The following is a 12,817-nucleotide window of genomic DNA, read 5'->3' as shown; positions in this document are numbered from 1 at the left end:
ACCGCCGCTGCGGAGTTTCGCTTTGGGAAGATGTCTGGTGTGTCATGTCAGCTGTGGATTGATCGTCCCGTGAATGGCGCCTAAGGCATCACTTGCCTTGAATGCCCAGCAACTCCACTTCAAACAACAGCGTGGCGTTGGGCGGCACCGCGCTGCCCGCACCTCGCGCACCGTAAGCGATTTCAGGCGGACAGGTCAACTTGGCTTTGCCGCCCACTTTCATGCGCTGCACGCCTTCGGTCCAACACGCAATGACGCGGTTGAGGGGAAAGTCGATGGGCTGGCCGCGTTTGTAAGAGCTGTCAAATTCGCGTCCGTCCGGGAAGGTGCCTTTGTAGTGCACCGTCACTTTGTCGCTGGCCGTGGGGCTGGCACCGCTGCCGTCTTTCAGGCTTCGGTAGATCAGTCCACTGGGCGTCGCCACAGCGCCTTCTTCTTTGGCTGCGGCTGTGGTCACCGCGTTTTGCGCCATGGCCACTTGGGCCAACAGAGTCAGGTTGAGGGCGAAGGCGAGACACGAAAGGCGAAGGGAAGTTTTCATGGTGCGCTGGTTAGTTTAGAGAGAACAAAACCTGAGCGAAACACGCTCAGGCAGAGAGGGTTAAGGGCAAATTGAGCAACAGGTTTTGCGGTTTGAGTTTGAGCAAGCCCTGCTCGTTCATGGCCAAGCCCAAATACACCGGCTTGCCCTGCACGTCGGCGCGCATGTCTTGCGGATTGTCAAAGCGCAACTTGAACAGGCTGATGAGTTGTTGTTGACGCCCAGCTTCCAACTCGACACCTTGGTACAAATCATTGAGCAAAGCGGTGGCCGTGACGTCCAGGCCCACATGCCAGCGCCAGGCGGGGTCGTCCACTTTTTGCACCGGCTCGATGCTGACCGACACCCCCAAGAAATGTTGCACCCAACCCGCCAGCACCACCGACAAGGCCTTGAGACCCGAGCGGGCGTTGACCATTTTCAAGATCAAACCGTGCGGCAGCTCGTTCTGGATTTCGTGCGTCATGTCGAGCAAGAAGGCGTAGCGCCCCAGGCCTTCGCGCTGCGACAGGTAACGCTCTTCGTTGTCTTTGTGCAGCACCTTCACATCAACCGCTTTGAGCGCAGCACCGCCCTCCATCAACAAGCGGCCCATCTCGCCCAAACCGCCTGTGGCTTGCAAGTTGTCGAGTGTGTCGCTGTCGCCTGACAGCACACGGCCATCGCGCACGGTGATGCGTTGGCGTCTGAACAGCAGCTCGGCCGCACGCCAGACCCAAGCGTCATCGATGCCTGTCAGCACATTGCACACGATGGCCTGCACCACCAAGTCGATAAACAGCGGCGGCAGCTGGATGTTGCCGCTCTGGATCCAGCCCATGTAGGCCGCTTCCAGAGAACCCGCGCTTTCCACTTCATCGCGAAAACGCAGAAACAGTTTGTAGTTTTCGCGGACATCGTCGTCCTTGAAATGTTTGCAGTCTGCAGGCGTGACCTGCATGTTGGGCGATTCGGTCAGGGCGGCATGCAAACGCTTTTCGGCTTTGCACGATTCGGGCACCAGCGCCATTTCGGGCCGCTGCAGCCACAGCCGCCAATAGTCTGGGCTCGCTACCAGCCAACCCCGCTCGTTGCGCGTCAGGTGTTGGTGGCCACAAGCCGTCCAGAAATTTGTCATTTGGTTCAAAGGTTGGGGGCCAACAAGCGCTGCAGGTCTTTGACTTGCACACCGCTGCGCTGCGCAAGGTCTTGCACTTGGTCGTCGCTTACTTTGCCCACGTTGAAATACTGCGCCTCGGGGTGCGCAATATAGAAACCGCTCACGCTGGCCGCAGGCGTCATGGCCAGGCTCTCGGTCAGGCCCATGCCAATGTCTTGGCATTGCAGCAAGTCAAACATCGCTTTTTTGGCGCTGTGGTCGGGGCAAGCGGGGTAGCCGGGTGCAGGGCGGATGCCCTGGTACTTTTCAGCAATCAACTCTTCGTTGCTCAGCGCCTCGGCGGCGGCGTAACCCCACAGGTCGGTGCGCACTTTTTTGTGCAGGCACTCGGCCAGCGCTTCGGCCAGGCGGTCGGCCAGTGACTTGAGAATGATGGCGCTGTAGTCGTCGTGCGCTGCTTCAAAAGCCTCTGCGCGCTTATCGGCCCCAATGCCTGCGGTGACGGCGAACACGCCCACATGGTCTGGCGCTGTGCCTTGCGGCGCGACGAAGTCGGCTAAGCAACGGCTGGGGCGCATCACGCCTTCAATGCGCTGCTTTTCGGTTTGTTGACGCAGGCCGCGCCATGTCATGGCCACTTGCTTTCGGGACTCGTCGGTGTACAGTGCGATGTCGTCGTCATTCACGCTGTTGGCGGGGTAAAGGCCCAGCACCGCATTGGCCGTGACCCAGCGGCCGTCGATGATTTTTTGCAACATGGCTTGGCCATCTGCCAAGACTTTGCGGGCTTGTTCGCCCACCACTTCGTCATCGAGGATGGCGGGGTAAGGTCCGGCCAAATCCCAAGTCTGGAAGAACGGGCCCCAGTCGATGTACTGGGCAATCTCGGCCAGGTCGTAGTTCTTGAACACGCGGCGGCCGATGAATTTCGGCGCGGCGTGCACACCATGCGACCAGTCGATCGGCGTCTTGTTGGCGCGGGCCTGCGCCAGCGTCCACATGGGGGTTTGCTTTTTGTTGGCGTGTTGCTCGCGCACCTTGTCGTAGTCGGTGTTCAAGTCGGCGATGAATTTGGCCGCTTGCTCAGACAGCAAGCCTTGCGCCACACCCACGCTGCGCGAGGCATCGGGCACATAGACCACGGGGCCTGAGTAATTGGGCGCGATTTTCACAGCCGTGTGCACACGGCTGCAGGTGGCGCCGCCAATGAGCAAGGGCATCTGGCGATCCCGGAAGTACGGGTCTTTTTCCATCTCGGCGGCCACGTACTGCATCTCTTCCAAGCTGGGCGTGATCAGGCCCGACAAGCCAATGATGTCGGCGTTTTCTTCTTTGGCCTTAGCCAAAATTTCGTGGCAGGGCACCATCACCCCCATGTTGACCACTTCGAAGTTGTTGCACTGCAAAACCACGGTGACGATGTTCTTGCCGATGTCGTGCACATCCCCCTTGACGGTGGCGATCACGATCTTTCCCTTGGCTTTCACGTCTTCGCCTGCGGCTTCTTGCGCCAATTTTTCGGCTTCGATGTAGGGCAGCAAATGCGCCACGGCCTGCTTCATCACGCGGGCGCTCTTGACCACTTGCGGCAAGAACATCTTGCCCTGGCCAAACAGGTCACCGACCACGTTCATGCCGTCCATCAGCGGGCCTTCGATCACATGCAAGGGGCGTCCGCCTTTGGCCAGAATCTCTTGGTAGGCCTCTTCGGTGTCGTCGCTGATGAAGTCGGTGATGCCGTGCACCAGCGAATGGCTCAGGCGCTGCGCCACGTTCACGGGCGCATCGGGCGTGCCGCGCCAGGCCAGCTTGGTGCTCTCGTCTTTGGCCGCGCCCTTGGCGCTGTCGGCCACTTCGACCAAACGCTCGCCTGCGTCCGGGCGGCGGTTCAGCACCACGTCTTCGACACGCTCGCGCAGCGTGGGCTCCAGGTCGTCATAGACGCCGACCATGCCCGCGTTGACGATGCCCATGTCCATGCCCGCCTGGATGGCGTGGTACAGGAACACGGTGTGGATCGCTTCGCGCACCGGGTCGTTGCCCCGGAATGAGAAACTCACGTTGGACACACCGCCCGACACTTTGGCACCCGGCAGGTTCTGCTTGATCCAGCGCGTGGCTTCGATGAAGTCCACCGCGTAGTTGTTGTGCTCTTCGATGCCGGTGGCGATCGCAAAAATGTTGGGGTCAAAAATGATGTCTTCGGGCGGAAAGTTCACCTCGTCGACCAGCACGCGGTAAGCGCGTTCGCAAATTTCGATCTTGCGTTCGTAGGTGTCGGCTTGGCCTTTTTCGTCGAACGCCATCACCACGGCCGCTGCGCCATAGCGCTTGACCAGCTTGGCCTGGCGCTTGAACTCTTCCACGCCCTCTTTCATGCTGATCGAATTGACGATCCCCTTGCCCTGGATGCAGCGCAGACCGGCTTCGATCACGGTCCACTTGCTCGAATCCACCATCACCGGCACGCGGGCGATGTCGGGCTCACCGGCCATCAGGTTCAAAAACCGCACCATGGCCGCCTGGCTGTCGAGCATGGCTTCATCCATGTTCACGTCGATGACCTGCGCGCCGTTTTCGACCTGCTGGCGCGCCACGGCCAGGGCCTGCTCGTACTCGCCATTCAAAATCATGCGGGCAAAGGCCTTGGAACCGGTCACGTTGGTGCGCTCACCCACGTTGACAAACAGCGCCCCCGTGCCGATGGAGACAGGCTCCAGACCGGACAACTTCATGGGGGGCACAGAAACAGTTTTAGATGCGACAACAGACACAGGCTCACCTTGGGCTTACAGGTGAGCGTCGTTGTGCAAGATCATTCAGACATTGAACGGCCCCAAGCCTGACCTGCTGCGCCTTGACGGCGGCGGGCTGCAACGCTCCTTGGGGAAGGGGGGATTTTAAGCCCTTCTAATTCTCAACTCTCAAATGACAAGGTAGAGTCGCTTGAAAGCAGCTATTCAGAGCCATTCGTTCATGACCACCAACACAAGCCCCAGCAAAGTGGCCTCACCGCCTCGCGGCAAATCCGTCGTCATCATGACGCCCGATGAACGCATTGCCGACATGCAAGCTTTTGGGGGTGAGATTCGTAAATCCCAAAAAACCGCTCAAGAATTCCTCATCCGAGCGGGCATCCTGAACAAGAAAGGTCAACTGGCCAAACCCTATCGCGGTTGATGACAACTCAAGATGAACAGCCTGAGACTTGCTGTTTTCTTGTCTAGTCATTTCAGATTTGAACGTTTAGACATCAATGAAATCAGTCACTTAGCCGCGAAAGACCCGCTTTCTTAGCTGAAGCCAAATCTAATTTTTCAGCCTTATACAAGCACCAGACGGTTGCTGAACGGGTGCGCAGTCAGGGCAATGTGAGATGTTGCGTTGGCATTCGCAACCCATTCAGCGCCAGCAATCTCGGCTGTTGGCCCAAATTCGGCATTCGCCACTCACAGTTCGCAGCCAGTAATAAGGCGTACCAGTATGCCCAAGGGCGTATGTCGTGGCTTTCAATTTCTTAAAGGCCGGTGTCTCAAGCTGGCATGTTGGATGGGCATGGGCTCTTTCAGATGGCGTCAAAGATAACAACTAATTACGCAAGTCATTGAATTATTTGGATTTTTCCCGGCTGGACGGGTTATTTTCTCATGCTCCAGATAACAAACAGAGGGCTTTTCAAAGGCCGATTTTGGATATCCACTGGCGGTTTTGGTAAACTACTCACAACACGGCCCCCTTCGGCAAAGCGCTTCGGCGTCATGCTGCTTGGGGGTTTTTCTTTGGCCGCTCACCAAGCTCGCTGTTCCCAAGAGGCATCGACGCCCATGCCGTTCAGCGTCAGTCCTACGTGACGCAAGTCCGGGAAATCTTGTTGCAGCAAGCTCACCAAACGCTGCCCCCAGCCTGACGATGGGTTGATCACCGTCATCAAATGTTGGCAAATGCAAAGCAACACAAACGGACGGGCACGCAAACTGGCGTTCGGGTTGCCCTGAAAACCATCCAGTGTTGGCACCTCGCCCACGGCAGGCAATTTGGGCTGGTCCACCACGTTGCGGTTCCATAAGCGGCTGTGGTGCGCACACACATTGCGCAAATAGTTCAAGCTGCGCAACCAGCTGGCAAACACCCGACCATCACTCACGCCATAAGCGGCTGCAATGTTGTCTTGCATCTCGGTGGTCAAGCCAGCAAACAAGGTAGACATGCAGCCGAAGTCCCACACCTCGCAAGCCACCCAAATGGGCAAAGGCAAGCCGTATTTCTGTTTGTTGTGTTTGATGAACTCTTCGCGAGACCGATTGATCAACTTCGCGTGTTTGACCAACCATTCGTGGTGCTTGGTCAAACCCGACTCCAGACTGACATCGCTGGCAAAGGTGTTGTGAAAAATCGCTGGGTTCATGTACGCAAAGCGGTCCACCTTGCCTAAACAATGCGACAAGTCCACCCGCAAAGCAATCTCGATGCGCTCCAGCGCGTCCATCGTCAGCAAGCGCAGCTTTTTGTCGAAAACATACAAGTCCACCGCATCCTGAAAGCGCGTGCCGGGTTTGAACGCATCCAACACGGGGCGCTCAATCACCACCTTTTTGGGCTTGCTGCCTGTCTTGGGGTCCAAGGGGGAAAACGGCACATCGCGCACCCGCATGTCATACCAATACCCGCTGAGCCGGTAATAACCAATGCGCTCCAAGTAATCGCGGGCTTTGGCTGGGTCGCTGATGGCCATGCCCCGATCCACCAACTGAACGAGTTGGTCGTCCACACTCAACCAAGGTTTTTCGTTGCGTGAAGCCATAGCTTGGTTGCGCGCCTTAACCAGTCACCAAGGCATCCGCCAAATGCGACTGCACGGTTTGCCCGGCTGCTAGGCGTTGGCGTAAATCAGCGCAAAGGCTGCGGAGTTCGTTGACATGGATGACGATGCGAGATTGTTCAGCGATCGGCGGAAGTGGAACTGGCAAATCATTGATGTTCTGCAAGTTAAGTCCCGGCTTTGCCCCATAGCTACTCATCAAAAGTAGTTTTCTGCCCTCGCCTTCACTCACAAGCCACAGATGCAAAAAGTCCACTAACCGAGTATCGCAAAGCCTTACAAGTGCAACATGCTGGCTTACATACGCTTCATCCATCGACTGAGCGACTACAGCTGCCTTGCCTACATTTGCACCAGTAATAGTGATCAATACATCGTGAAGGCGGACCTGTGTTCGGACGCCCTCAGTGCCAATTGGCAATTTCACATACGCACGCTCATCGAACTCTAGGCGGTCGTACTTGATATCTTGGGAGCGGATAAAAGTTGCCCCTTCAGCTGAATAAAAGTCTTTCCAGCTTCTAGATCCGCTTGTGACAAATGACGTCAACAAGCCCAACGAAACCCACTCCCACCCCTGCGGCAACTCAAACGGTTTTTCTTCGTCGGTGATGGGTAGCAAGGGTTTGTCGCGTTTGATCTTGCCTTGGGCGATGAGGTGGTCTTTTTCGGTGCGGATTTTTTGCAGTAGGACGCTGGCGGGTTCGTCGGTGGGGTCTTGGGGGACGAGGAGGCCGCGCACTGCGAGTTGGAGGATGGTTTGTTCGAGGGCGTCCACGGCTTCGGGGCGGTCGAGCAGCACGTCGAAGTGGGTGGCGATGCGTTGCCAGTTGTCGGCCAGTGCCTCGGGCGATTCGCTTTGGGTGAGCGTGCCAAGCAAGGTGTTGACGAGTTGGGTGTGTTGCTGCGCTTCGAGTCGGCCGCTGGCTTCGAGGGCGTCGCAGAGTTGCATCAACTCTTCGACGCGGGTGACTATGCGGGATTGCTCGGCCAGTGGTGGTAACGGAATATCAAGCCCGAGGAGTGATGTCCCCTTGAGGTTATTGATTCCAATGCCTGCTGAGGCTGCCGAAACAGTATCCCGATACAGCGGGCTTGAAAGGTAAATTGCGAGAAAGTCCATTTCAGATAACGGACGAATTACCCCGCAAAAAGCGCCAAACGTGCAAGCTACATCTGAGGTGAAAGGTGCAGCCTTACCTACAAGCTTTTTGCTGCCACTAGCCAAGCACACAAGGTAGTCACCTTTGCGTAAGCACTGGTCATCCGAGACCAAATGCCTTGGAACATATACAAGACCATCGAGGTTGATAGTTGCTTGAATATTATTGGCTCGCAGCAGTGGGAGGTGTTCTTCGACAAATGTTTCGCGTGCATCAGTTTTTTGATAAGTCACACCACGAATCACGTTGAATATTTCGCGACCTTTGCACCATGACCAATTTGTAGGCAACTCAAAGGGCTTTTCTTCATCAGTAATTTCGGCGAACGGCTTGTCCCGCTTGATCTTGCCTTCTGCAATCAGTCGGTCTTTCTCAACCCTGATTTTCTCGAGCAGTTCACTCGCCGGTTCATCGTTCGGGTCTTGCGGCACCAACTTGCCTTGCACGGCCAACGTCAAGATGAGTTCGCGCAGGCGGGCCACGCCGCCGGGGGCTTGGGCGATCAAGTCAAAATGCCGTACCAGTGGGGGCTGCAAATTCACCAGGTATTTGGCGCTGGGTTCTTGCGCCGTCAGCTCTGCGCTCACGCTGGGGCTCCCAGCGATTGGGCGAGGATGCTTTTGAGTTGGTCGCGCAGGCTTTGCGCCTCGGTTTGCAGGCGGGCGTAGTCGGCCAGCAGTTGCTCGGGGTCGTGGCTCACCACTTCGGCGGCATGCGGATTCTTTTGGTCGAGGTTGTAGTTGGCGGCTTTGATCTGGTCGATGCTCACCTTCCAAGCGCGTTCGTTTTCCACGCGGGCGGCAAAGCCATCGGCCTCGGTGCCCCACCAGGCTTTTTCAGCGTCGAATTCTTCGATGCGGATGGGCTTGGTTTTGTTGTAGTTCTTCACGCCCGCTGGGTAGGGGTGCTCGTAGTACCAAACGTGTTCGGTGGGCTTGCCCTTGGTGAAAAAGAGCAGGTTGGTTTTAATGCCTGTGTAGGGCGCAAACACGCCGTTGGGCAGGCGCACGATGGTGTGCAGGTTGCATTCGGCCAGCAGTTGTTCTTTGATGCGGGTCTTCACGCCTTCGCCAAACAGCGTGCCGTCGGGCAACACCAGTGCGGTGCGGCCGTTGGTTTTGAGGATGTGTTTGATGAGCACCAAAAACAAATCCGCCGTTTCTTTGGTGCGCACATCGGCCGGAAAGCCTTGCTCGATGCCCGGCTCTTCAATGCCGCCAAAAGGCGGGTTGGTCAAGATCACGTCCACGCGCTCAGCGGGTGTGTAGTCGCGCAGCGGGCGGCTCAGGGTGTTGTCGTGGCGGACCAGGCTGGGCACTTCGATGCCGTGCAGCATGAGGTTGGTCACGCAGAGCATGTGGGGCATTTGTTTTTTCTCAACGCCCAGGATGCTGTTTTGCAGCGTGGCTTCTTCGTCGGTGTTGTGCACTTGTTTGCGCAGGTGCTCGATGGCGCAGACCAAAAAGCCGCCCGTGCCGGTGGCCGGGTCCATCACGCGCTCGCCCAGCTGGGGGTTGACCATGTCCACCATGAACTGCGTCACGGCGCGGGGGGTGTAGAACTCGCCCGCGTTGCCTGCGCTTTGCAGGTCTTTGAGGATTTTCTCGTAGAGGTCGTTGAACTGGTGGCGCTCGGCCTGGCGGTTGAAGTCGATCGCGTTGAGTTTGTTGATGACCTGGCGCAGCAGCTGGCCGCTTTTCATGTAGTTGTAGGCATCTTCAAACACGCCGCGCACCACATAGCCACGGGGGTTGCGCTGGGCGTCACCGCTCAGGCTTTTGAGGGTGGCAAAGAGCTGGTTGTTCACAAAGTCCAGCAGGGCATCACCTGTGATGCCTTCGGCGTCGGTAGCCCAGTTGCGCCAGCGCATGGCCTCAGGAATGGGGCTTTTGTAGTCGTCGCGGGTCAGCTCCAGCTGTTCTTCGAGCGCGTCAAACACTTTGAGGAACAAGAGCCAAGTGAGCTGCGAGATGCGCTGCGCGTCGCCATCCACGCCACTGTCTTGGCGCATGATGTCTTGGATGGATTTGATGACGGAGGAGAGGTTGGACATTCGGATTCTTTAGGGTTTGGCGGCGTAAAGCTCGCGCTCCAGCGTTTGCAGTGCGCCCAGGTATTGGGGGCGACCGCCAAAGCTTTTGATGAGTTCCACGGGGCTGCCAAAGTCGGTGAAGGGTTGGACCTTCAGGACTTCGTTGCTCTCGATGGTGGCGATGCCTTCGTCGGCGTATTTGTCGATCAGTGCGTCGATCACCTTGCGTGCCACAGGGCCGTATTGGGTGAAGGCGTTCCGCTTTTTGACGCGGTTGGCGCGTTCACGGCGGGTCAGGGGCGGCATGTTGTAGGCCACATGCAAAAGCAAATCAAAGGGGTCAAGGTCTTTGCCAATTTCTTCGGCCAGTGCTTCGATCAGCACACCCTGTTTTTCCAGCTCTTCCACCAAAGCAGCTTTGCGGTCGGCGTCGTTCCAGGCTTGCAAGAATTTGTCGAGCGAGTCGTATTGCTTGGCCAAGTTGATGCGGGTGTAGTCGCGCAGGCTTTCGGTGATGAGCTTGCCGTCGGCGCTGAGGTATTGCACACGCTCGCGTGCTACCGCCACGGTGACCATGCCGCCGAGGACGTATTTTTTAGGCTCAACATCACCGCCTGCACCGGGCGCGGTGTAACCGCCTGCTTGTGCGCCAAAGGGGCCATCCAATGGATCGGGTTGGCCTGTCGTCAAACGGCCAATTGCGCCCACTGCGCCTGGCAAGTCATCTGGCGGGGTGACAGGTTCATCGCCTTTGGGCTGGTAAATCTGCACGGGTTCACCGTCAAACTTGGGGTCGGCAAACAGCTCGGTGGCGCGTTTGAAGTCGAGGATGGTGAACCAGGTTTTGCCCAGATCTTCGCGCAGACGGGTGCCCCGGCCAATGATCTGCTTGAACAGCGTCATGGACTTGATGTTCTGGTCCAGCACGATGAGCTTGCAGGTTTGTGCGTCCACCCCGGTGCTCATGAGCTTGGAGGTGGTGGCGATCACGGGGTAGGGCTTTTCTGGGTCGATAAAGTTGTCGAGCTGGCCTTTGCCTTCGGCGTTGTCGCCCGTGATTTGCACCACGTAGTGAGGGTGGTCTTTGCAAATGTCAGCGTTGGCATTGGCCAGCGCTTGGCGCATGCGGGCGGCGTGGTCGATGTCTTCGCAAAACACGATGGTCTTGGCGTAGCGGTCGGTGGCCTTGAGGTATTCGGTGACCTTGGCGGCCACCACTTGGTCGCGCTGCTCCAGAACCAATTTGCGGTTCATGTCGGTGGCGTTGTAGATGCGGTCTTCGATCAGGTGGCCGTGTTTGTCGGTCATGCCCTGCGTGGGCCGCCAGCCAAAGGTGTCTTTGTCGAGGTCCACCCGCACGACTTTATAGGGCGACAAAAAGCCGTCTTCGATGCCTTGCTTGAGGCTGTAGGTGTAGATGGGCTCGCCAAAGTAATCGCTGTTGGAGGTGTCTTGCGTTTCTTTGGGCGTGGCCGTCAGGCCCACCTGCGCGGCATTGCCGAAATACGTGAGGATCTCGCGCCAAGCCGAGTCTTCGTTGGCGCTGCCTCGGTGGCACTCGTCCACCACGATCAGGTCAAAAAAGTCGGGGCTGAACTGTTTGTAGATGTTGCGCTCTTCTTCAGTGCCGGTGACGGCCTGGTAGAGCGAAAGGTAAATCTCGTAGCTCTTATCAACCAGCTTGGTGGTTTTGTTGACGGCAAGGTCTACGTTTTCCAATGTGACCTGGCCTTGGGCGTCAACACGTTCTACGCCTTTGGCGTTGGGGCTGAGCTTGGCCATCGCGCCCTTGAAGGGCCGAAAGTCGTTGACCATGGTCTGGTCGATCAGAATGTTGCGGTCGGCCAGAAACAGGATGCGCTTTTTGGCACCGCTCTTCCACAAGCGCCAGATGATCTGGAACGCGGTGTAGGTCTTGCCGGTGCCAGTGGCCATGACGAGCATGGCGCGGTTTTGGCCTTGGGCAATGGCCTCGACCGTGCGGTTGATGGCGTTGATTTGGTAGTAACGCGGCGTTTTGCTGGGTGCGTAGTCAAACTCGGCCACTTGGCGAACGGCGGGCGTCCAGCCTTTCCAAGCGCAATAGCGCTCCCACAGGTCTTGCGGCGAGGGGAATTCGTCCAAGGTGAGGTTTTTCTCCAGCACGCCATCGGCCAATGTGGCGTCGCGGAACACGAACCCGTCGCCATTGCTGGCAAAGCAAAAGGGCACGCCCAGCAGCTCGGCGTAGTTGATGGCTTGGGCCATGCCCGAGCCCATGGGCTTGTTGTTGTCTTTGGCCTCGACCACCGCAATAGGGATGTTGGCTTTGAAAAACAAGGCGTAGTCGGCCCGCAGCACAGTGCTTTGGTCGCGGTGGGCTTTGTTACCGCGCACACTGACACGCCCTGCCCGCAAGGGAAACTCACGGTAAATCTGGTCGAGCCCGTGCCACCCGGCCTGCTCCATGGCGGGGCGGATGAACTTGTCGCAGATGTCGCTTTCGGAGAGTTGTTTCTTGTCCAAGCTGGGGCTCGCGTGGGCTCTTGGTTAAAGGACGTGGCGGGATCTTCTATTTTTAATCACTTTGTCGGCTTTTTTGAAGCTGCGGACCGTCAGATGGTCAGAAAACGTAAAAAAGCCGTGCAGGCCTTAAACCTGCACGGCTTTTGCGGGAGCCCCAGCAGGACCCTTGGGTTGCTCAGTACTGCTTGTAAGGCAAGAACTTGCCCGACAACACCACATTCACGCGGTCGCCCTTGGGGTCGGGCTGGCGCACGATGTCCATGCTGAAGTCGATGGCGCTCATGATGCCGTCGCCAAACTCTTCGTGGATCAGCTCTTTGATGGTGGTGCCGTAGACGCTCACGATTTCGTACCAACGGTAGATCAGCGGGTCGGTGGGCACTTGGCTGGGCAAAGAGCCTTTGTAGGGCACCACTTGCAGCCATTTGATCTCGTCAGCGGTGAGGCCAAAGATTTTGCCGAGGATTTTGGCTTGCTTAGCGTCAAAGGTCATTTGACCCAGGCACCCTGCAGTGACCCATTCTTTGGACAGGCCGACTTTCTCGGCAACGTCGCTCCACTTAATGCCTTTGGCCACTTTGGTGGAGATGATTTTTTCGGTGACTTCTAAACGGTTCATGAAAGACCTCTTAAGGGGAGTTGATGAAAATCAGGGTTG

The 12,817-nt window shown here is 57.3% G+C and carries 9 protein-coding genes and 1 riboswitch; of the genes, 1 reads left to right on the top strand and 8 read right to left on the bottom strand.

Features of this window, described 5'->3' with window-relative positions; all coding sequences use genetic code 11:
* Window positions 1-88: 88 nt before the first annotated feature.
* The 3 genes from B9Z40_RS08370 to metH are packed head-to-tail and all read right to left on the bottom strand — an operon-like array spanning window position 89 to window position 4,375.
* A complete protein-coding gene (locus B9Z40_RS08370; protein ID WP_100172734.1) occupies window positions 89-541 on the bottom strand; it encodes an FKBP-type peptidyl-prolyl cis-trans isomerase in 453 nt (150 codons plus the stop codon).
* 46 nt (window positions 542-587) lie between these two features.
* Window positions 588-1,658: a DUF6352 family protein gene (locus B9Z40_RS08365; RefSeq protein WP_100172733.1), complete on the bottom strand. Its 1,071-nt coding sequence runs from the start codon at window positions 1,656-1,658 to the stop codon at window positions 588-590.
* A gap of 5 nt (window positions 1,659-1,663) precedes the next feature.
* A complete protein-coding gene (gene metH / locus B9Z40_RS08360) occupies window positions 1,664-4,375 on the bottom strand; it encodes a methionine synthase (protein ID WP_100172732.1) in 2,712 nt (903 codons plus the stop codon).
* Window positions 4,376-4,430: 55 nt separating this feature from the next.
* A riboswitch (S-adenosyl-L-homocysteine riboswitch) is annotated at window positions 4,431-4,531 on the bottom strand.
* Window positions 4,532-4,616: 85 nt separating this feature from the next.
* Between metH and B9Z40_RS08355 the strand changes: the two genes are divergently transcribed.
* Window positions 4,617-4,820 carry a hypothetical protein gene (locus B9Z40_RS08355; RefSeq protein ID WP_100172731.1) on the top strand — a complete coding sequence of 68 codons (204 nt, stop codon included), beginning with the start codon at window positions 4,617-4,619 and terminating at the stop codon, window positions 4,818-4,820.
* Window positions 4,821-5,427: 607 nt separating this feature from the next.
* Here B9Z40_RS08355 and B9Z40_RS08350 read toward each other — a convergent pair.
* From B9Z40_RS08350 to cynS, 5 genes are all read right to left on the bottom strand, one after another.
* Window positions 5,428-6,441 carry an Abi family protein gene (locus B9Z40_RS08350; RefSeq protein ID WP_100172730.1) on the bottom strand — a complete coding sequence of 338 codons (1,014 nt, stop codon included), beginning with the start codon at window positions 6,439-6,441 and terminating at the stop codon, window positions 5,428-5,430.
* Window positions 6,442-6,457: 16 nt separating this feature from the next.
* Window positions 6,458-8,209: a restriction endonuclease subunit S gene (locus tag B9Z40_RS08345; RefSeq protein WP_158238070.1), complete on the bottom strand. Its 1,752-nt coding sequence runs from the start codon at window positions 8,207-8,209 to the stop codon at window positions 6,458-6,460.
* On the bottom strand, window positions 8,206-9,675 hold the full coding sequence (locus tag B9Z40_RS08340; RefSeq protein ID WP_100172728.1) for a class I SAM-dependent DNA methyltransferase: 1,470 nt from the start codon (window positions 9,673-9,675) through the stop codon (window positions 8,206-8,208). Before B9Z40_RS08340 ends, B9Z40_RS08345 begins: the two co-directional genes overlap by 4 nt.
* A gap of 9 nt (window positions 9,676-9,684) precedes the next feature.
* Window positions 9,685-12,159, bottom strand: coding sequence for an EcoAI/FtnUII family type I restriction enzme subunit R (gene hsdR / locus B9Z40_RS08335; RefSeq protein WP_100172727.1), 2,475 nt, complete (start codon window positions 12,157-12,159; stop codon window positions 9,685-9,687).
* 175 nt (window positions 12,160-12,334) lie between these two features.
* Window positions 12,335-12,778 (bottom strand): cyanase, encoded by a 444-nt coding sequence (gene cynS / locus B9Z40_RS08330; protein ID WP_100172726.1) that lies wholly within the window; start codon window positions 12,776-12,778, stop codon window positions 12,335-12,337.
* Window positions 12,779-12,817 lie beyond the last annotated feature (39 nt).

It is taken from the genome of Limnohabitans sp. 15K (assembly GCF_002778285.1).
Lineage (GTDB): Bacteria > Pseudomonadota > Gammaproteobacteria > Burkholderiales > Burkholderiaceae_C > Limnohabitans_A.
The sequence above is the reverse complement of the archived record's forward strand: the minus strand, read 5'-3'. Positions and strand labels throughout refer to the sequence as shown.